The sequence below is a fragment of the Mucilaginibacter sp. SMC90 genome (assembly GCF_022811725.1).
Taxonomy (GTDB): domain Bacteria; phylum Bacteroidota; class Bacteroidia; order Sphingobacteriales; family Sphingobacteriaceae; genus Mucilaginibacter.
The window spans coordinates 3,407,544-3,427,904 of record NZ_CP094527.1; the positions used below are offsets into that span (position 1 = coordinate 3,407,544).

The window sequence follows — 20,361 nt, forward strand, 5'->3', positions numbered from 1 at the left end:
TTAAGCGTGTGTAAGTTTTTCTGCAGCTTGACCCTGACCGGCTTCAGCATTCATTACCTCTGTTTGCCTGCGGATAGATTCGTTGTGCACAAGCTCAAGCAATTTTTCAGTAAACTCGCCGCTTAATTTTAATGCTTTACCATAAGTTGTACGTTTTTGCAGGATTTCGTCCCAACGGCCAACTTGTAAAATGGTAATGTTGTTTTCTTTTTTATACTGACCGATTTTTTCGGCAATTTGCATACGCTCAGCAATTTTCTGGATCACCAGGTCATCGATCTTATCGATCTGGTTACGCAGTTCGGTCATTTTATCGTTTACTTCAGCATTTCTAACTTCTGGTTTACGTAAAGTTAAATGATCAATGATATCGGCAAGGGCAGCAGGGGTAACCTGTTGTTTAGCATCAGTCCATGCTACGCTTGGATCAATGTGCGATTCGATCATTAAGCCCTGCATATCAAGGTCTAACGCTTTTTGTGAAACGTAGCCGATCAGGTCGCGGTTACCTGTAATGTGGCTCGGATCATTGATGATAGGCAGCTCAGGAGCTAATGTTTTTAAGCTGATAGCAACATCCCACATTGGTTCGTTACGGAAAGCAGATTTTTCGTAAGATGAGAAGCCACGGTGAATAGCAGCCAGTTTAGTGATACCCGCGTTGTTGATACGCTCTAATGCGCCAACCCATAATGAAAGATCGGGGTTTACTGGGTTCTTAACCATTACAGGTACGTCAACACCTTTTAATGCGTCGGCAATTTCCTGAACAGTGAACGGGTTTGCAGTTGAACGTGCGCCAACCCAAAGGATATCAACACCTGCTTTTAAAGCTTCTTCAACGTGTTTTGCTGTGGCAACTTCAACAGCGGTAGGTAGGCCGGTTTCTTCTTTGGCACGTTTTAACCACTCTAAGCCAATGCTGCCAATACCTTCAAATTCGCCCGGACGTGTACGTGGTTTCCAGATACCTGCACGTAGTGCTGAGATTTTACCAGTTTGGGCCAATAAATGTGCTGTTGCTACTAATTGCTCTTCCGTTTCAGCGCTGCAAGGGCCTGAAATTACCAGAGGTTCCTTACCTGTATTGATCCAGGTATTAAGCGGCTGTATGTTTAAATTTAGTTTCATCTTGTTTTTATTTATCCGGTGGTAGCCGGGAATGTTAGTTAATAATTTTATTTATGTTAATTTTTTTTGCTTGCTGTTTTACGCTTTACCTTTAGCTTATACATTACGCCTGATGTTAATATACTTGCGGATACTTCGTTCGGCGCGGTGTGGTTTTGGAGCAGTTGTTGGCTCATCATCATGCCTTTCGTATTCGCCAAGGATATTAAAGTTATGAGTATACTTGAGAATCTGCCTTATCGATACATCATATTGCTTTTGTTCGTCCCATTCAATATCGACATAGAAATTGTACTCGTTGCGTTTACCCAAAATCGGCATCGACTGAATTTTGCTCATATTTACACCTTCTTCGGCAAAAATGTTAAGTACTTTAGCTAATGCACCAACTTTGTTACTCACCTGGAAACACAGCGATGCTTTGTTAGCTGTTTTTTTCTCAACATTATCATGCTGGGTCATGATCAGGAAGCGGGTGAAATTTCTTTTGTTTGATTCGATGCGGCGTTCCAGTACGTCTAAACCATAAAGTTGAGCTGCCAGGGCATTAGCAACCGCTACGGTATCAGTCAATTGTTCATCCCTGATACGTTTTGCGCAGGCGGCAGTATCACTGCTCTCTACAATTTTAAGGTGCGGATATTCATCAAAAAAATCAACACACTGGCGCAGGGCAATGGGGTGGGAGGTTACATATTTAATGTCTTCAAACTTTACACCTGGCAAAGCCATCAGGTGCAGTTGGATAGGCAGGTAAATTTCGCCAACCACGGGAAAGCCGTAATCAAGCAGCAAAGTGTAATTTGGCAGAATGCTACCGGCAATGCTGTTTTCGATAGCCATTACTACATAATCAGCTTCGCGTTTCTTTAAGCTTTCAAATGTTTGCTTAAAAGAGTTGCACTCAATGGTTTCGATATTTTCGCCAAAATATTTGATCGCGGCCTCTTCGTGAAAAGAAGCGCGGATTCCCTGAATTGCAACTTTTGGTCTTTCTATTTTCATAAACCCTGTTAAAGCAAAAAGTCCCGGCTTATGGGCCGGGACTTTTTGTGTTTTTATATGTTTTGTTTAGTACATATTAGTCCCGGCTCTTACTGGTAAAGTAAAAGTAGTAACCAAAAAAATATGCACCTGTTAATTTCATTTGTTGTTTTTTTATTACGACGTAAATGTACGGTAAAAAAAGAGTTTGTCAATAGAAAATTTTATTTTTTATAAAAAAAGAATACCTAACCAAATTAAATTTGGTGATAATCGGTTTTTGATTCTCCAAACATGGTTTTTCGGATATAAGTTATCTTAACACCCGATTTTTCAGGGAATTTTTGAATAAGATCATAGTCTTTGATCAGCATAGTGGGTTTAATAACTTCTCCATTTTTAAACCTGATTTGGACATCACTCATGTTGCGACCTTGTGTACAAACAATTTCTTCAATGTCAGCCTTGTTGTAAGTTACGATATGCTGACTATCAATTCCATACGAGAAATGGTTATTTCCGCGTGAGATTTGTAAATACTGATTGCGGCCACCCATTGCAATAAATACCAGATAGCCTATAAATAGACCAATTAGGACTATAAATAATATGGCAATAACTGGAATTGCTTTATTGGTAGGATTAAAGCCGCCTGCTATTATATTGTAAATGATAAACAATGCATATGTAGAAAGCATGGCTACGGAAGCAATTACCCTAAGTGGACTTACCCTGTATATAAAATCGTTGCTTACAAAGTGCGGCTTGTTTCCAATATTGAACAAGTGCTTGTCAAATGGTTTAAGATCCAGCGTTTGCTCAAAAAAGCCTTTTACCAGTTCACAAGCTTCATCAACGGTTTTTGCGTGGTACTCATATAAATGATTATCTCTGTCGAGATAATAAACACAGAATTTACCATTAAAGTAAAGCCCTAATTTGAGGTAATTCAAATCGATATCCTGAATAGTTACCGACGGGCCGGTTAACTGAATGTCAGTTAATGCACGTTCAGCGTCCCAGGGGAAATCTTTGATCAGTTGGATAGTTTCATCAACGTTACGAGGCTGCTCGTCAGAGTATTCGCTTTTTTCGTATGTATTGTGCTGAAGTTTGGATATTAATTGCAACATGGTTTAGCGAGGCACAAAAGTGCCGCACCAAATATAGTATTGTTAGGCGGCAGTTTCGTGCTTTTTATGTGCCTCTTCCATTTCTCTGTATTCCCGTTGCAATACACGCGCGGTTTGGGTACTGCCGTCGTGGCTCCATCCCGGTGGATGAATAAAGTATCCTATTTTTGATTTAAGATCGGGGGCATTTTTTACATCATGAAGTAACGCTTTCCACTCATGAAATAAAACGTTTACCGGTCCCATATCTTCGGGCTGCTTGGTTATGCCATATTTAACGGGTTCCGGCAAATCTTCATCCCGAAAAGTTCCAAACAACCTATCCCATATAATGAGCACCATTCCCATGTTTTTATCAAGATAAGGAATGTTGGATGCATGATGCACCCGGTGGTGGGCGGGCGTTACAAAAAACCAGCCATACCATTTTGGCAGCGGGATTTTATATTGAGTATGTACCAGGTTACCGTAAAGCTGGGTAATTAAATAAGCGTATAAAATATCCAGGGCGTTAAAGCCCATTACCGCCAGCGGCAGGTAAAAGAATACCCTGTAAAGCGGTTCAAAAACGGTAGAGCGGAACCCCGTAGTAAAGTTAAAATGTTCTGACGAATGGTGGGTGACATGCATTGCCCAAAAAATACGGCAGTAGTGTCCCGTGTAATGCAACACCCAATATAAAAAGTCCTGAACTATGACCAGTACAAACCAATACCAAAAAGTATTCTGAATTTGAAACAGCCTGTAATGTTGGTAGGTATAATCCAGTATAAAGAAAGTAAATACCTTAACGCAAAGGTTGGTGACAACGGCAAGCGATGTAAGATATATATTGGTCAGTGTATCACGTGTTTCATAATACTTGCGATCTTCCCAATAGCTCAGGGCCATTTCAACCAGTGTTAAAACAACCAATAAGCCCATTAATACAAGGGCCGCCTGATTACGCGGATCTAAATGCTGCAGCATGTTACAGGTTAATGTAGTATCTCAAACTTTCACAAAGTTCGTCGGCTGTGCATACATTATCAATACTAAACTTGCCTATGTGTGTCAGTAAGGTGCAATTAATTTCGTCGCCCACGTTCTTTTTATCCTTTTTCATGTTCAGGAACAGCTCGTCAAAGCTTTCTTCCTTAATTGTATATTTTGGATAAAGATCGGTCAAAACCTTAACAATTTCATGAAGTTCGTCTGAAGACAGCCCCGTTTTTTTATGGGCCAGGTATGATTCGCAGATCATACCGATAGCAACTGCCTCACCGTGCGACAGGCTGTCTTTATCATGAAGTAATGAATATGTCTCGACAGCGTGACCAATGGTGTGACCAAAGTTAAGCGCCTTACGGATACCTTTCTCGTGCGGGTCCTCGATGGTAATTTCATTTTTGATCTCTACCGAACGATGAACAAGTTCAACAGATGGGTTTTTCAGGTCGCTGTTTTTAAGTTCGTTCCAATACCCTGCATCAACAATTAAACCATGTTTAAGCATTTCGGCCAAACCTGAAAGAATTTGGCGCGGTGGAAGGCTTTGTAAAAACTCGTGCGCAATAAATACGGCCTTAGGCATGGTGAATGTGCCGATAATGTTTTTAATACCATCAACATCAATCCCTGTTTTACCGCCAACAGACGCGTCAACCTGCGAAAGTAGGGTAGTAGGTACTTGTACAAAATCTATCCCTCTTTTATAGGTAGATGCTGCAAAGCCTCCCATATCTGTAATAACACCACCACCAAGATTGATCATGAGGCTTTTACGGTCGGCACCAAAATCAATCAGCATTTTCCAAACACCTATGCAGAAGTCAATGTTCTTGCTTTCTTCGCCCGATGAAATTTCGATCAGGTCGTAATTGTTAAACTCTGCAAGTTTGGATGTAAGTAACGGCAGGCAGTGCTCGCCTGTATTCTCGTCGGTTAAAATAAAAAACTTTGAGTAGTTGCCTTTTTTAACAAATTCAACTAACTCATTAAGGCTATTGTCAAAATAAACCGAGTAATTATCGCTTAAAATAGTGTTCATTATTATATTACTATAATTGTATTCCCATCAAACTCAACCATATCGCCTCTTTTTACTTTAAGACGTTTACGGTAGTCAATTGCGCCGTTGTATTTCACGAGGCCCTCTGTTACAACTATTTGCGCCTCGCCGCCGGTTTGCACTAAGTTCGCAGCTTTGAGTAGCTGGATCATTGGGATAAAGTCCCCTTCTAACTTAAATTCGATCATGGGATGGCAAAAATAAACTATTCATGCAATTATGAGTTATCATTTTATAATTTTGCAGATGACCTCTTACGAAAATAACAATAATCAAGGACGAAATACGCCCTCGTTCGAAAATACAGAAATAGCTTTTCACCACTCATCCGATACGGATCTGAACCGGGCCTATTGGCTGTTCAGGATGATCAATGTCAACTTTTTGGTAAAGATAGGTCCACCGGTTACCAATTTTGCTATGAAAATCGGTTTGCCGATAAAGAGTATCATCAAAGCTACCATATTTAAACATTTTTGCGGCGGTGAAACTATTGCCGAATGTGATTATACCATCAAAAATCTTTATAGCGGCAGGGTAGGTACCATTTTAGATTACTCTGTAGAGGGAGAAGAGGAAGAAACGGTATTTGATAACACCCGTGATGAGATCATCCGCACCATTGAGCGCGCTGCAAAAGACAAAGCCATCCCTCTTACAGTATTTAAAGTAACAGGTGTAGGCCGTTTCGGGTTACTTGAAAAACTTGATGCGCGTCTTAAACTCAACGAAACCGAAGAAGAGGAGTGGAGAAGGGTGCAAAACCGTGTACTGGCTATTTGCGATAAAGCTTATAAAAACAATGTGCCTGTAATGATAGATGCTGAGGAAAGCTGGATCCAGGATACTATTGACCTGTTGGCGCTTACCATGATGACACAGTTTAACAAGCAAAAGCCGATAGTATATAATACTTACCAAATGTACAGGCATGATAAATTGGCTTCAATGTTAAATGATCATGCTATTGCCCAAAGCGAAGGGTTTTTATTGGGTGCAAAAATTGTACGCGGTGCTTACATGGAAAAAGAGCGCAAACGTGCCGAAGAAAAAGGATATCCTTCGCCAATCCAGCCTGATAAAAAATCTGCAGACCTTGATTATGACTCGGCGCTTGATTACTGTACCAGTCATATTAATGAAATTGCTTTTATCGCCGGTACGCATAACGAAGAAAGCTGTCGTTTGCTTGCCGAATTGTTGGATAATAAAGGTATCGATCATAAACATCCACATGTTTATTTTTCGCAATTATTGGGGATGAGTGATAACCTAAGCTTTAACCTGGCCGATGCTGATTACAATGTAGCCAAATATGTGCCTTACGGGCCTGTTAAAGCAGTATTGCCATATCTGTTCCGCCGTGCACAGGAAAATACTGCCATAGCCGGGCAAATGAGCCGCGAGCTAAGTTTGATAACTAAAGAAAGAAAGCGCCGAAGCGCTTAATTTATAAAAAACAGTGAAGAGAGCATTTATTAAATTAGATGCTCTCTTTTTGCAAATAGCTGTATGCTGTCTGGGGCAGTCATCAAGAAGGTTTGAATGCCCAGTTTTTTAGCTGCTTCCAAATGTTGCGGACTATCGTCGATAAATAAAGTTTCTTCTGGTTTCAGATTATTCTCTTTTAAAACCTGCTCAAAAATTTCCGGCTCCGGTTTGCGCTTACCGGTGAGGTGCGAGTAATATGTTTTTTCGAACAGGTGGTCATTACCATCAAAACCAAAATCTGTTTTAAGGTAATTCATAATATAATCATAATGGATAGCATTGATATTGCTTAGTAGAAAAGTGCGGTATTTCTCTTTCAATTTTAACAGTAAGTCATGGTTGCCTTCGGCAATGCCGACCAAAATACTGTTCCATGCTGCATCAATTTGATCATCGGTAAGAGAAGGATTGTTGGTTTTCTCCCTTACGTACTCCCTGAATTGGGCGGCTGTAACCTCACCACGATCAAATTTATCAAAAATTTCATCCTGGGTTTTATGACCAAAAAAAGTTTCCGGGTTGCCTATACCTAACTGATTCCATGCTTGTTGTACACTGGCAAAACTCAGACTGAAGATAACGTTGCCATAATCGAAGATGATATTTTTAATATTTTCCATAAAAAGAGTTTGAGATATGGCCGCAAATATGTAAAATTGCACCCGCAAACAAAAACAAAATAACCGCGCCTATAGCTCAGTCGGTTAGAGTAGAAGACTCATAATCTTTTGGTCCCTGGTTCGAGCCCAGGTGGGCGCACCCAGCTGGGCAAGCATGAATTTTCATCGCTTGCCCTTTTGTTTTTATATTCTAATCCATTGTTAATCTGCCAGATAAGGTCGGCAATTTCGTTTACTCGAGCGGTTCGATCTATTAGTTTTTCAAATGTGAATTTTTCCGGGAACATCGAACCAATTAATTCCCGGTTTAATTTGCCATCTTCAAGGCTAACTAATCCGTTTATTGACGAAAGAGCAGATATAGCTCGGTTTAAATCGTCGTCAATACTACGTGTGGCCATAGATAGTCCACTAATTTTTGCTTCCAAAGAGTTAATTTTACTTTCACACTCGGTTTTGATTTCTCGGTATTCGACGCCATCTAAATCCCCCTTTAGCAATAGTTCTCTCGCTTTTTTTTGACGGGCTGTTAACTCATCAATTCGAGTGATTAGTTCTTTTCGGCCGTCCCCCTTCGATTCGTAATCCTGCCGGTAAACATCCAATATTATTTCTTTGCATAGTTCGCCTAAACCAGGCTTAGGCGCATAGCGTTTAATTTCAGTTAAGAAAAGGTCGTTTACCTCATCAGCTTTATAACGACAGCCGCATTGCGATGAACAGTGATAGTAATAATAATAGCTTTTGCGTCCTTTGGATGCGCTACCAGTAAGGACTCGATTACATCTCGAACATAATAGGTACCCTCTCAAGGGCAATTGATCCGTGGATACAAGTTTTATCCCTTGCTGCCTTTTTCGACCATCCATTACCTCTTGAACTTCATAGAATAAGTGTTCCGAAATTAGCGGTTCGTGCAACCCCTGAACAATTTGCATTTCCTCATCCTTGTATTTTGGTATAGTTATTTTGCCACAATAAACAGGGTTGCGCATGGCAAGTAGGAAATTGTTTTTTCCACATTTAAGCCCGTTTTCTCTCGCAGTCTTCCAAATTTGCTCTGATGAAAACTGACTTGTCGCAATCTTCTCAAATGAAAATTTAATAATAGACGCTTCCGGTTCTTTCGGAATGATCATTTTTTTCCCGTTTTCCGTTGTGAAGTTCTTATATCCAATAGGCGCTGAAGCCATCCAACGGCCTTCTTTCCTTGCGCGCCGCATACCGTTGAAAACATTTAATGCCCGACGGTCATTCTCAACCTCTGGAGTTGACAGATAAATAGCCAACATCAGTTTGTTTTCTGGAACTGATAGGTCGAGTGATTGCTCAATGGCTTGAGGTTCTATTCCATAGCTATTGAGTGTGCTGATCATTTGGTAGGCATCTCCCGCGTTGCGACTAAAGCGATCCCATTTTGTAAACAAAACTAAATCCGAAAACTTTCCCTTGGTTTTCTTCAGGTCTGTCAGCAAGGAAGACCAAGCAGGCCGGTTAAAAGTTTTTGCCGAGTGATCTTCAAATATCACCTTTCGAATTTTAATATTATGAAAGGCGCAATACTTCATTAAAACCTCTTCCTGATTGCGCTGCGAGTAGCCTTTGTCTGCCTGCTCGTCAGTACTTACACGTATATATAAATCGGCTATTTTCATCGTTTTAACACTGTTTCAAGTGTTAATTTACCGAATTTATATAAGAAATCCAATATTAATTTCGCATCTCTAATAGTAATAATTGTTCCATTTTTTTTAAGAATTTCAACTGCTTTTTCTGGCGCTATCTTTCTTTTTTCCGGTGACATATTGATTATTTTTGATCCGCAATTTTGCCCAAAATTCAATTACGAAATAGGCAAGTTGCCTAAAATTTAATTTTTATTTTGATGAATTCACTTTAGGTTATTTCACGGCAAATAATTTTCAAGGAATAAACGGAAAATGTAAAAGGACGTTGAAGCAAGGAAAAGAAAGGTTCACAAAAACACTTAATTTACGATAGAATTAATTGTCATTAAATTCTATGGTTATAGTTGATTCAGTTAAAATAAGGGTATGGGTGGAAAATTTGGTATATGTCAATTGTGTCTTCAGCACAGAAAACTGATTAAAGCACATATTTTGCCGAAATGCTTTACTAAGCCGGTCAGAAACGCGGATAACTCTCTATTCCTTTATCATGCAGACACTAACAGGTATCAAGATGCCTATGATTGTCTTTTTGATAAATTTATTCTCTGTGTGTCATGTGATAATTCTTTTTCTGAAGCAGAGAATTATACCTCCAGGTTTTTTGATAATATCCGTGCGGACATTCTTCAACCTGATAGAATATTAGAGCATGAATTAGGATCGCAATTCTATTATAACGTCGAAGTCTTTAAAATTAAAAAGGCAATCTTGTCGATTCTTTGGAGAATGAGTATCACTGGACATAAAAGGTTTAGGAATGTATCGTTAGGAATATTACAAAATGAATTGAGGAAGAGATTAGAAGAAACAAATTTCATGGAGCCGCATTTTTTTCCAATTTCCATTATTTCGTTACAAAACTTGGGGGATGTACGTGGGGACTTAATACCTACTTATCTGCCATCATTTAATCATTTGGGTTCATTGGTATATCAAATGCAACTACCTGGATTTTTGATTTTTATACATGTCACAGATGCAGCGACATTTGATGTAAATACAACTTCTATCGAAGATGATTCTACATTAGTTATCGTAGAAGAGAAAGATCAAGCGTCGATTGCACATTTAGATAGAACGTTCTTTATTCCTTTTATAAAAAAAACCAAATCGTAACCGCTTTAAAATGCATCCTGCGTTTTGAAATTTAACAGTCTATAGAAAAGTCCTTGCCGATTCGGCAAGGACCTCAAATTTGAGTTTAATATTTAAGTGTTTTTGTCAACACTCTGAGAACGCTGCCGTCATTTGGAAAAACCATATTTTTTCTCGCGCTTTTTAAATGCTTCTTCTCCTCCTTCAACTATGTCTGCAACGTGTTCTCTGATGCCCATAGTGTATAATACGGAGAAGTTGACCAGGTGATTCCGTGGCAAATTGACCACCTAAAGTGCTGGCGAACGAGCGCAGCGAACGCTGTAGAAGCGTTGTCAAAAGTAGTTATTTAAAGTGTGTTTTGCAGATAGCTTTTTTCGGGCTCTGCCGGCCTTCTTTTTCTCATCGACTCTCCTTTCAGTTCCATCCGGTGCGCATCATGCACGATACGGTCAAGGATAGCATCAGCGATCGTCTTTTCACCAATGACCTCATACCATTTACTGACCGGCAGCTGAGAGGTGATGATCAGCGATGTCTTACCGTGCCTGTCCTCAATGATCTCCATCAGTGCAGCCCTGCTCTGCGCATCAAAAGGCTGTATACCGAAGTCATCCAGGATCAGTAGTTGCTGGCGTTCCAGTTTGGCGACATCCTTCATGTAGGAACCATCTGCCTTGGCCATCTTCAGCTTAGCGAAGAGCTTGGGTGTACTGGCATAGAACACGCGGTAACCCAGTATGCAGGCCTGGTGTCCGATAGCAGAAGCAATGTAGCTTTTGCCGATACCGGTGCTGCCTGTGATCAGCAGGTTCTCATTACGGTCAATAAAGTGACAGTCTGCCAAACGCATCACCTGGTTGCGGTCGATGCTGCGATCTGCATGATAATGAATGTTCTCTACCGATGCTTTATAGCGGAACTTGGCGTACATGATGGTACGCTCTATGCGCCTGTTCTGCCGGTCGTCCCATTCGGCCTCTACCAGGTGAGCCAGCAGTTCATCAGTAGTGTATTCAGCGGTCTGGCCCGTTTCCAGGCAGCTTTTAAAGGCATGGTACATGCCAAAGAACTTCAGCTTGCGAAGTTTGTCCAAGGTGTTCGTGTTCATATCGATCTATTTATTAATGGTTATTTATAGTAGTTCTCTCCACGGATATTGTCATGGCTGGGCATAGGCAGTTCGTCAGCAAATAAGCTATCCTCGTAGCTGTCCATCTTGTTCTCCAGTATCTGCTGTATAGTCTTGTAGTTATAAACGCCATAACCGAGTGCACGCCTGCAGGCACTGGCCAGCCTTTCGTTACCTGCCTTACGCGCCAGGCTGAGGATACCGATACAGGAGCGGTAAGCTTGTTCCGGGTGTTGCTTCCGGTCCAGTATCTTCAGGATGTAAAGCCTCACATCCTCATGAATGGATGCCGCCCATTCCAGGAACTTATCGGGTGTCCATTCGGTCATAAAGCGGTGTGTCGAAGCCAGGTGGTCTTTATCCGTAGTATAGCTGTAAGGGCTTTTGATACGCCTGTGCATGGCAATGCGTTCGTAGTGGTAATAGACCTCTACGTTGGTGCGGGAATACAGCAGTTTGACCTTCCTGCCGATGAAGCGGTACGGTACGCTGTAGTAGTGTTTGTCGATACCAAGACAAACATGCCCGTTCTTCATTACGGTGGCCTGGTGCTGCCGTTTGAACTCATAACGTAATGCCGGTAATGGCGAGAGAGCCTGGCGTTCTATCTCCTCGAACTGGAGCTTTCTGCTGTAATTGCGGCCTTTCAGCGGCTGGCTGTTATGTGCTTCTAAAGCGACCTTGACCGCTGTGTTCAGTTCTGCAAGGGTATGATAGGCCTCTTTGCGAATAGGTGCGTAGATACGGCTGTAAACGATCTTAACAGCTCCTTCTACCAGTGCTTTGTCGCGAGGGCGGTACGCCCTCGCTGGTAAGATGGTCGTTCCGTAATGGTCGGCAAAGTCGGCAAAGGTCTCGTTCAGTGTTGGCTCATAGCGGTTGCTTTTGGTAACGGCAGCCTTCAGGTTGTCGGGAACGATGGCGGCAGGTACGCCGCCATAAAAGTGCAGGGCATTCTCGCAGGCTGCTATAAAGTCTTCTTTCTGCTGGCTCAGCACAGCTTCAACATAGGTCAATTGACTGGCGCCAAGGATAGCAACGAACACCTCGGCCTCAATGACCTCACCGGTATCCTTGTCCGTTATGCTTAGCTTTTCACCGGCAAAGTCCACATACAGCTTATCACCGGCTTTATGATCCAGGTGCATTGTGGGGTTCACGCGGGCTTTCCACTGGTTGTAATAAAAGCAGAATTGGGTGTATTTGAACCCGTCAGGGAACTCTTTGATATAAGCTTCCCACAGGATGCGGCGGTTCATACCGACCCGCTTTAGCTCTTTATCTATTTGCGGGAAACATCGTTGCAGGGCTACCATCCGCTTGTCCGGAGGGCGTTCACTGCTTTTGCCAAAGAAGTCCTCCAGCTCTTTATCATTAAGGGTATTGATCTCTTCGAACGTAAAGCCGCTGGCATCGAACGCAATAAGGTACTTCTTTGCGGTATTGCGTGACACGCCGGTCTGGGCCGCTATCGATAGCTTGCTGCGGCCCTGGCTGTACATCCTTAGGATCTGTCTTATCTTACTCATGCTTATCGTAGTGTTGGCCATTAGTGAAGTTGTTAAACCTCAAAAATAGGCCTGCTTCTACAGCATAAGCGGCTCGTTCGGGGTGGTCAGTTTCCTCCGAAATCAGGTGGTCACTTTCCCGCGGAATCGGTGGTCAGTTTGCGCCGAAATCAGGTGGTCAATATCAGCGAATTCTCCAAGTATATCTAACTGAAATGCTTTAGAAGCTTTGCCCATAGCATTAATTAAACGCTCTCTAATTACATCTGTTACGGAATCATCAAGAGTCAATTGTTCATCTTCAAATTCTGGCTGAGCTGTTTCGTGTGGTTCCTCTTTCTTCTTGACGGTGTGCATCACAGCGTGATGTATTTCAAGATTATTAAAATTTATGTTCATGGTCTAAGTTTAATTTATAAATATAGTAATTGAACAATTTAATTTACAAGGGATTACAAATATAACATTTTACTAAAATAATTAGTAATTTTTATGAATAGGTTTAAGAATGATTAGATTGTATTCAAAATTAAAACCTTAATTATAATCATGCGCTTGGTTGGGCTCGAACCAGGGACCATATTTTTTTATTTTTGTAAACAGCTGATTTTTAGCTATTTTTGAAAAGTCAGAGCGGTGAAACCCCAAAACGGCCACCAGGTCTTTTGTGCATTCCGTAAGTGATTGAAATTCAGCACGAAATAGAGATATAAGTAAGCCCAGGTGGGCGCACAGAGTACAAAACCCGCTTTTACATATGTAGAGCGGGTTTTTTCGTTTTACATATGAGGGTCAGTATCCCTTGCGGTATCGTGTCGCAAATCATTCATTATTGTAATTATTTCAGCGATTCTCAAACAACGTACTTATATCGGAATTTTTGCCGCCAACCCCACCAAATAAAAGGTATTCAAACCTAATGAGACTTAATTATCAGCCCTGTTCTACTTGCGTTCCCATTCAGTAGATTTTAGCTATCAACATACTATTTACGGTTTATTTACAAATTTTACATTTTTATTTACAATGCAAATTCCTTGTAATGAAGCACATCAAAGTAATTTTGTTGCACAGACTTTAGGAGAATATAAAAAATCCCCAATGCATTAAATGGCCCCTGTTATCAGGAGATAAATCGATATCAATTAAACTTATAAAAATTATGAAAAAAGTTACTTATGTGTTGATCTTACCGCTGCTTGTGGTAAGCGGCTTAGTATTTGCAAATCGTGAAATTAAAAGTGAAGTTTCTAAAAAGTTAACCTCTAAACCCATTTCTGATACTGAAAGGAAAGCTGCATTGAAAAAATGGGAGGCGAGCCCAGACGGTATAAAGTACAAAAAATGGGAAGCGTCTCCCGAAGGTAAGAAAGTGTATGCCGGCGCTGCTAAAATAAGGAATCAGGTTAAGGACTACACCAATATGGAGGCTGTTGTAACCTCTCTTTCTCTTCCCCCAGGCTCGTTATTAGGTTTCGGAGTGATGGCCAGGATTAATGGGGACGATTATATTCTCAGGTTTGATGATGGGCTTCAGCAGCTAAATAGCCTGAAGGTTAATGACAAAATAATTATAAAAAGCCATAGCGTATCGTACGCGCCTAAGTATGCATATCCAATAGTATCTGGCGAATATGCAGAACGAGATAGTAAAATAATTTATAAGCATGCCCCTCGCAAAGGTGGTTGCTAAGTACAAGTAAATAGATTATAAAATACCTCCCTCTATATGCTTTGTTCCCGATTTTTGAAAGAATTTTTTAAGGAAAGATCAATTTAAAATCTAATGTTACAGAAATAAGCATAAGCACGCACGTAACCTTCATTTCACTTGTATAAGGCAATTAATAGCTTCAAATCATCCATAAGGCGGGTCGGGAACGTACATTAGGGCGCAAAAAAAGCAAAGCCTTTTAGAGAAATCTAAGAGGCTTTGCTTGTTACTATAAATCGTAGATTTTGGCTTATAAATGCAGTTTATTAAACTGTGTTTTTTGTGGGTTGATAATTTTAATTGATTGTCTATGGCAACGCTTTGATTTGAATATGGCGGTATTCCATTTGGCCCCTGTCGCCTTCCAGTCCGATAGGGCCGGTGGCAGGTAATTTCAGCGCATCTTCCAGTACTTCGCCATTACATTCGCAATGTGCCACGTTATCCTTAACGGTAACGACAATTAAGTTCCAATCCTGCGGGCGATATTTTTTCAGATCTTTATAAGGCCCGGCAACCAGGTAGTCACGGCATTGCAATTGCGGGTTTCTCAAAAAAATACCGCTATCCGCATTTTTCGATGCCCTGAATTCGATCTTCAGTATGAAATTAGTAGGAAACTCACGCAGTGTCCATGATTGCTGGATTTTTCTTTCCACACCTTGCGGATAATTTACGGTAAGTATTCCGTCTGCTGCCGAATAACGGCCATCGGATGATTTGATCTTTCCGTCAAAGTTTTCCATCACTTTACTGTCAGCATCCCGATAGCACCATCCGTTAAGCGTTTTGCCATCAAATAAGCTCTCAAAACCGGGATCAGGTTTCCAGTTTGCTTGTGCAATAACAGCGTTACGAGCAGTTAATGTGTTGATATGTGCATTAGCCAGCGGAATAAACAGGAATGCTGTCACGGCTACCAAGCCCCATAGTATTTGTTTGGTTTTTGCTTTGCTGATCATCGGTTTGCTTTGTAAATAGGTATAAATTTATGGCATCTGTTCTATGAACTTAAAGGTATGAAATTGAATCGATTATTCATCAATAGGGGCATCCGGGAAACGCCCGATTATCCGCGAAGTTTTTTAAAATAAATTTGCGAAACCGAATAGTTGCACATATATTTGCAACCAATCAGTTTCTTATTTTAAATAAACCAGTTATGAAAAGTAAAATCCAATTTGTGTTATGCCTGCTAACGGGGCTAATGTTTATCAACGCCGGGCTGAATAAATTTCTGAATTATATGCCGATGCCTAAAGAAATGCCTGAAAAAATGGTAAAGGTAATGCAAGCATTTATGGAAATAGGCTGGCTCATGCCATTGGTTGGGGCCATGGAGATTTTTGGCGGTTTGCTATTGATCATTCCAAAAACAAGAGCCCTTGGTGCTATAGTACTGGTGCCACTTTTAACCGGCATCCTGTTAGCTAATATCAGTATGGCCCCATCGGGTTTACCTATTGTATTTGTATTGATAGCTGTTATACTATGGGTAATTATAGATAATTGGGAAAAATACCTCCCAATGATCAGGAAATAAGATTTCATATAAGCTGGCTGATCTTATTTAGCCTGTGCGTAATTAGTACTTCAATGAGAAGAGACATTTTTCAAGCCGTTGCCGATCCCACCCGCAGGGCTATCATTGCCTTAATAGCATTACAGGCGATGACCCCCAACGCCATTGCCGAGCATTTTGATACCACCCGGCAGGCAATTTCAAAACACCTGAAGGTTTTAACCGAATGCGAATTGATAAAGCAAGAGCATCAGGGAAGGGAGATTTATTATCAATTGGAGATTGACAAAATGAAAGAAATAGACAAATGGCTGGAGCAATTCCGAAAAATTTGGGAAACCCGCTTCCTGCAGCTCGATAACCTTTTATCAACCTTAAAAAAACAACAAAAATGAAAAGTAATTTGTATTTCGATTTCGTTGCCGACAAAGTGAAAAATACGCTGACTATTAAGCGTGAATTTTTAGCTGGCAGGCCACTGGTTTGGGACTGCTACACCAAAAGTGAATTGCTTGACCAATGGTTTGCACCTGCCCCGTTAACTACCAAAACAAAATCAATGGATTTTAGCGAGGGTGGTCATTGGCACTATGCCATGGTTGAACCAAGTGGTACAGAATACTGGGGTTTAACAGAATATGTTAAAATTCAACCGATTGATTATTATACAGCATTAGATGCTTTTAGTAATGCAGATGGAGAAATTAATAAAGATCTTCCACGAGCAGAGTGGTTGGTGAACTTTACGGATAGGGAAGAAAACGCTTTGGTGGAAACTATTGTTACCTATAAGTCTCTTTCAGATCTGGAAACGGTTATCCAGATGGGCATGGAGCAAGGCATGATGGCAACACTCGAAAAGCTTGATCAGCTATTACTAACCTTAAAAAAATAATAAAATGAGCAACAAGATCACGGTTACCGCAACGGTAAATGCAGCTGTTAAAAAAGCCTGGGACTACTATACCAACCCGGAGCACATTACAAAATGGAACTTTGCTGATCCTTCGTGGCAATGCCCCTCAGCATCAAATGATATGCGGGTGGGAGGCAAATATTCAGCAAGAATGGAGGCCAAAGATGGAAGTTTTGGTTTCGATTTTGAAGCTACTTATGATGAAGTTGTTGATGGCGAAAGGTTTGCCTACACCATGCCAAACGGCAGGCAGGCCGCTGTTGCGTTCAAGGCAAACGGCAATCAAACTAAGGTTGAAGTAACATTCGACCCGGAAGAGCAAAACTCTCTTGAGATGCAAAAAAATGGCTGGCAGGCGATACTCAACAACTTTAAAAAATACACTGAAGAAAATTAACACAGTGCTTTGAAATAGTTTGCGACAAAATTATTGAAGAAAGCGCTGTAATACCCGATAACGAATTATTGTTTTCGGGTATTATAGCGCTTTTGAATTTTGTTGCAAGCAATAAAAAGCTGTCTATAAAACAACAGGCACTTTACCTTCTGCTATACGTGTCAGGTCTGCAATGGTGAAATGCTTATTATTGCGATATGGCTCCCAGCATGGCAGGGTTGGTTTCCAGAATGGGTTTTGGCTGATGTACGAAGTATTATCACCTTCCAGCAAACCAATGAACACCTCGGCAACTATACGTGCGCCAACATCTCCTAACTTAACACCCATTTGTTGCACTTCTGCTTCCTTGAGGATGTAAAACCAGAGTGGGGTACTTGTTTCTAAATTGAGCTTATAGTGTTTAAGATCATTAAACACGTCTGCGCCCAATGGTTCAAACCTCATTGCCTGGGCCACGCGCTGACCCGAAGGCAAACTGAAGGTTAAGCCACGCAATAAATTTCGTGACGCCAGTGATATTACTCCTGTAGCTACCGATCCGGGTAGTTGAAATAAAGGCGAAGAAAGTTTGGTGTCTATCAATTTATTCGGCCGCATGCTGGCATCTCCTAAATTGAAAAATGTATGCCAGTCAATAAACCTGCGATTTGCGCGCTTTCCTCCACGCAAATCGTTAGGATCCGGAGCGTTCGGATCTGCAGTAAAATCAAATATATCTGCAAAAAATGGCAAAGGATTTGGCTGATTAAATATTCCGAAATTGGCCCTGTATGATGGCCGTACCTGGCTGTGCCCGAAGCGATATGCGGCAACAGAAAACTCGACAGGAATAAAGGGTTGATTATGCCATCCGTAAAACTTACGGCCATTGTTCATAATATCATCAATTACATCCTGCCCGCATAGTAACGGTAAAAATTCATGTACCAGGATCCATTGATAATGCCATCTAACAAGTTCCTGAGCTTGGCTAAATACTTCAGATGGCGATTTTGTTGGATATTTCTTTTTTACTGCATCAACAAGCACATTATGAAAGCGCAGGAATAAAACCTGCAATTGGGAGATAATAAGATTTTCATCGTCACGGGGATCTCCTATTAAGGCCACATTTTGAGAGTTTCGCGGAAGATCATACTTGTCAATGTTTTCCTTCCCTTGTATTCCAAGTGGGAATAACAACATCTTAATGCCCCAACCATCCGATTGATCATAAAGGTGGGGAGATGCACCGGGGCCGCTTCCGTACACGTTATCCAAGCCAAGGCTTGGTGTCCTGAAGTTTTCTACAAATTCGGGATCAGACTGTCGCTCAAGGCTTGATGTTGGATCAAACGTAATATCATGATCAAGAAACTGCCCAAGAAACGTCATACCTGCACCCATTACAGGCGAATTTGGGTTGTCCGTTTGCAAAGCCGGATTCGCGATAAGGTCGAGGGGGGATTGGGTAAGGTCGTCTTTGGCGTCCATGATACCGCCTTTTTTTCCGATGTCAATAAGTGCTTCTCTGACTTTTGGGGTGTCTTGAGCGAAAGCAGGAAGTGAAGGAAAAATCCGCCCAAATTTACCTTTGTCATAATAGCGGGATGTAAAAGGAACTATGTCCTGATAAAGTGCTCCATGTCTCATAATTGTAAGGGTTGGTTTATGCTTTAAAAGTATTGAATGTTTTTATCTTATACGTAATATTTTTTTATAAATAATTGATGGTCATTGTGTTGTTAGTATTGTTTGTTTCATAAAAAGAAAATTTATGCTTGCCGGAAAGATATATTATAGAGAAACTTCAGTCCTCCAGCTAAAGCTTTATAAAATCGTAAGGTGGGCAACACATATTCAGCTTCATTATTGAACCGGATGGAAGCGTCAGCCAAGTTTGTACTATTTTAACCGTTGTTTATGGTATGGATGAAGAAGCAGTCAGGGTCATAGGCAAGTCAAACAACTGTTATTCCATCACAAGAGATGATAAACCTGTGAGTACCTTTTGTAGAGTTAGCATTCAGTTTTTTGCCAACTTCAATGATAGTTCTATGTGGGTAGATGCCAAACAAATTGATTGATATAGATTATTTGGATGCAGGCCTGCATTTTCAAGGTTCTCATATTAGCATTGTTACATGCAGTAAATGGTATGTTTTATAAATTGTACCAATAAACTTATTGTGTTATGTTGGTTAAAATAAAGATGCTTTGCATAGGCGCTGTTTTATTTGGTTCACAAATTTCATTTGCTCAACAAACAGATTATCCTCCTGTTAAAACGGTTGCGACAGATTTAAAAACCCTGTTGGAAAGGCCCCGCGTTCCATTAAACCCATCTTTTACTACAACCCATACAGACTCAGTTATCATAGAGCATGGCTTTATTTACAGCGAAAAGGATGAACGGGTGCCCGTGTTGATTTATAAACCGGTTACAGGCACCAAACCATATCCGGCAGTGATTTTTTTACATGGTACAGGCGGTAAAAAAGAAGATAACAAAAAGATGCTGTACCAGTTAGTTAAAAGAGGGATCATGGGAGTAGCTATTGATGCCCGTTTTCACGGCGAACGAATTGCCGGAGGCGCGCATGGCTCAAGGGAATATGTGGCTGCCGCTACCGCCGCGTGGGAAAATAAAGATAAAGCGAACCAAACTCACCCATTTTTATTTGATACCGCTTTTGACCTTTGGCGGGTAACTGATTATTTGACAAGCAGACCTGATGTAGACGCTAAAAGAATTGGCATGGGGGGGATATCAATGGGAGGGATGGAAACATGGCTTGCTGCATCGGTAGATAAGCGGATAAAAGTAGTTGTGCTGGATATTGCAGTACAAAGTTTCAAATGGTCGTTAGATAATGATAAGTGGCAGGGACGTGCCGGTACAATTGGCGGGACACACCTGCAGGCGGCCAAAGATCTTGGCGATTCGATTTAAATAAACATAATGTACAGGCTGTATGGAATAAATTGATACCCG

The 20,361-nt window shown here is 41.0% G+C and carries 22 protein-coding genes and 1 tRNA gene; 9 read left to right on the forward strand and 14 right to left on the reverse strand.

The window, feature by feature from the left end:
- The 6 genes from MTO98_RS14435 to MTO98_RS14460 all read right to left on the reverse strand — a co-directional run bounded on the left by MTO98_RS14435 (position 1) and on the right by MTO98_RS14460 (position 5,486).
- The gene (locus MTO98_RS14435) at positions 1 to 1,131 is read right to left on the reverse strand and encodes a chorismate mutase (protein WP_243487278.1); all 1,131 of its coding nucleotides are present in this window, start codon (positions 1,129 to 1,131) and stop codon (positions 1 to 3) included.
- Positions 1,132 to 1,227: 96 nt separating this feature from the next.
- On the reverse strand, positions 1,228 to 2,136 hold the full coding sequence (locus MTO98_RS14440; protein WP_243487280.1) for a prephenate dehydratase: 909 nt from the start codon (positions 2,134 to 2,136) through the stop codon (positions 1,228 to 1,230).
- Between the two features lie 236 nt (positions 2,137 to 2,372).
- Entirely contained in the window at positions 2,373 to 3,248 is an 876-nt protein-coding gene (locus MTO98_RS14445; protein WP_243487281.1) for a hypothetical protein, read from the reverse strand.
- Between the two features lie 42 nt (positions 3,249 to 3,290).
- Positions 3,291 to 4,217: a sterol desaturase family protein gene (locus MTO98_RS14450; RefSeq protein ID WP_243487283.1), complete on the reverse strand. Its 927-nt coding sequence runs from the start codon at positions 4,215 to 4,217 to the stop codon at positions 3,291 to 3,293.
- A 1-nt stretch (position 4,218) separates the two neighbouring features.
- A complete protein-coding gene (gene aroB / locus MTO98_RS14455; protein WP_243487285.1) occupies positions 4,219 to 5,277 on the reverse strand; it encodes a 3-dehydroquinate synthase in 1,059 nt (352 codons plus the stop codon).
- A 2-nt stretch (positions 5,278 to 5,279) separates the two neighbouring features.
- On the reverse strand, positions 5,280 to 5,486 hold the full coding sequence (locus MTO98_RS14460; RefSeq protein WP_243487286.1) for an RNA-binding S4 domain-containing protein: 207 nt from the start codon (positions 5,484 to 5,486) through the stop codon (positions 5,280 to 5,282).
- Positions 5,487 to 5,544: 58 nt separating this feature from the next.
- Here MTO98_RS14460 and MTO98_RS14465 point away from each other — a divergent pair, with 58 nt between their 5' ends.
- Positions 5,545 to 6,747: a proline dehydrogenase family protein gene (locus tag MTO98_RS14465; protein ID WP_243487288.1), complete on the forward strand. Its 1,203-nt coding sequence runs from the start codon at positions 5,545 to 5,547 to the stop codon at positions 6,745 to 6,747.
- Positions 6,748 to 6,776: 29 nt separating this feature from the next.
- Here MTO98_RS14465 and MTO98_RS14470 read toward each other — a convergent pair whose 3' ends face one another.
- Positions 6,777 to 7,409, reverse strand: a complete 633-nt coding sequence (locus tag MTO98_RS14470; protein ID WP_243487290.1) for an HAD family phosphatase — start codon at positions 7,407 to 7,409, stop codon at positions 6,777 to 6,779.
- Positions 7,410 to 7,474: 65 nt separating this feature from the next.
- On the opposite strand from MTO98_RS14470, the gene MTO98_RS14475 reads away from it, so the two are divergent.
- A tRNA-Ile gene (locus tag MTO98_RS14475) sits at positions 7,475 to 7,548 on the forward strand.
- On the opposite strand, the gene MTO98_RS14480 is transcribed toward MTO98_RS14475, so the two are convergent.
- Together MTO98_RS14480 and MTO98_RS14485 are read right to left on the reverse strand one after the other, a co-directional pair.
- On the reverse strand, positions 7,508 to 9,064 hold the full coding sequence (locus MTO98_RS14480; RefSeq protein ID WP_243487934.1) for a recombinase family protein: 1,557 nt from the start codon (positions 9,062 to 9,064) through the stop codon (positions 7,508 to 7,510). The genes MTO98_RS14475 and MTO98_RS14480 overlap by 41 nt on opposite strands.
- A complete protein-coding gene (locus MTO98_RS14485; RefSeq protein WP_243487292.1) occupies positions 9,061 to 9,213 on the reverse strand; it encodes a hypothetical protein in 153 nt (50 codons plus the stop codon). The genes MTO98_RS14480 and MTO98_RS14485 overlap by 4 nt, the downstream gene beginning before the upstream one ends.
- A 250-nt stretch (positions 9,214 to 9,463) precedes the next feature.
- Here MTO98_RS14485 and MTO98_RS14490 point away from each other — a divergent pair, with 250 nt between their 5' ends.
- A complete protein-coding gene (locus MTO98_RS14490; protein WP_243487298.1) occupies positions 9,464 to 10,216 on the forward strand; it encodes a hypothetical protein in 753 nt (250 codons plus the stop codon).
- A gap of 328 nt (positions 10,217 to 10,544) precedes the next feature.
- Here the strand turns inward: MTO98_RS14490 and istB are convergent, their stop codons facing one another.
- From istB to MTO98_RS14505, 3 genes are all read right to left on the reverse strand, one after another.
- Positions 10,545 to 11,306 (reverse strand): IS21-like element helper ATPase IstB, encoded by a 762-nt coding sequence (gene istB / locus MTO98_RS14495; RefSeq protein WP_119407387.1) that lies wholly within the window; start codon positions 11,304 to 11,306, stop codon positions 10,545 to 10,547.
- A gap of 20 nt (positions 11,307 to 11,326) precedes the next feature.
- Entirely contained in the window at positions 11,327 to 12,856 is a 1,530-nt protein-coding gene (gene istA / locus MTO98_RS14500; RefSeq protein ID WP_243481480.1) for an IS21 family transposase, read from the reverse strand.
- Between the two features lie 102 nt (positions 12,857 to 12,958).
- Positions 12,959 to 13,234 (reverse strand): hypothetical protein, encoded by a 276-nt coding sequence (locus MTO98_RS14505; protein WP_243487299.1) that lies wholly within the window; start codon positions 13,232 to 13,234, stop codon positions 12,959 to 12,961.
- Positions 13,235 to 13,997: 763 nt separating this feature from the next.
- Between MTO98_RS14505 and MTO98_RS14510 the strand changes: the two genes are divergently transcribed.
- Positions 13,998 to 14,528 carry a hypothetical protein gene (locus MTO98_RS14510; RefSeq protein ID WP_243487300.1) on the forward strand — a complete coding sequence of 177 codons (531 nt, stop codon included), beginning with the start codon at positions 13,998 to 14,000 and terminating at the stop codon, positions 14,526 to 14,528.
- Positions 14,529 to 14,857: 329 nt separating this feature from the next.
- On the opposite strand, the gene MTO98_RS14515 is transcribed toward MTO98_RS14510, so the two are convergent.
- Entirely contained in the window at positions 14,858 to 15,511 is a 654-nt protein-coding gene (locus tag MTO98_RS14515; RefSeq protein ID WP_243487305.1) for a DUF1080 domain-containing protein, read from the reverse strand.
- A gap of 200 nt (positions 15,512 to 15,711) precedes the next feature.
- On the opposite strand from MTO98_RS14515, the gene MTO98_RS14520 reads away from it, so the two are divergent.
- The 4 genes from MTO98_RS14520 to MTO98_RS14535 are packed head-to-tail and all read left to right on the forward strand — an operon-like array spanning position 15,712 to position 17,384.
- Positions 15,712 to 16,092 carry a DoxX family membrane protein gene (locus MTO98_RS14520; protein WP_243487306.1) on the forward strand — a complete coding sequence of 127 codons (381 nt, stop codon included), beginning with the start codon at positions 15,712 to 15,714 and terminating at the stop codon, positions 16,090 to 16,092.
- A gap of 53 nt (positions 16,093 to 16,145) precedes the next feature.
- Entirely contained in the window at positions 16,146 to 16,466 is a 321-nt protein-coding gene (locus MTO98_RS14525) for a helix-turn-helix transcriptional regulator (RefSeq protein WP_243487308.1), read from the forward strand.
- Positions 16,463 to 16,966, forward strand: coding sequence for an SRPBCC domain-containing protein (locus tag MTO98_RS14530; protein WP_243487310.1), 504 nt, complete (start codon positions 16,463 to 16,465; stop codon positions 16,964 to 16,966). Before MTO98_RS14525 ends, MTO98_RS14530 begins: the two co-directional genes overlap by 4 nt.
- 4 nt (positions 16,967 to 16,970) lie before the next feature.
- Positions 16,971 to 17,384 (forward strand): SRPBCC family protein, encoded by a 414-nt coding sequence (locus MTO98_RS14535; protein WP_243487312.1) that lies wholly within the window; start codon positions 16,971 to 16,973, stop codon positions 17,382 to 17,384.
- A gap of 123 nt (positions 17,385 to 17,507) precedes the next feature.
- Here MTO98_RS14535 and MTO98_RS14540 read toward each other — a convergent pair whose 3' ends face one another.
- A complete protein-coding gene (locus MTO98_RS14540) occupies positions 17,508 to 19,019 on the reverse strand; it encodes a heme peroxidase family protein (RefSeq protein WP_243487313.1) in 1,512 nt (503 codons plus the stop codon).
- A gap of 541 nt (positions 19,020 to 19,560) precedes the next feature.
- On the opposite strand from MTO98_RS14540, the gene MTO98_RS14545 reads away from it, so the two are divergent.
- The gene (locus MTO98_RS14545) at positions 19,561 to 20,319 is read left to right on the forward strand and encodes an acetylxylan esterase (RefSeq protein ID WP_243487317.1); all 759 of its coding nucleotides are present in this window, start codon (positions 19,561 to 19,563) and stop codon (positions 20,317 to 20,319) included.
- Positions 20,320 to 20,361: the final 42 nt, after the last annotated feature.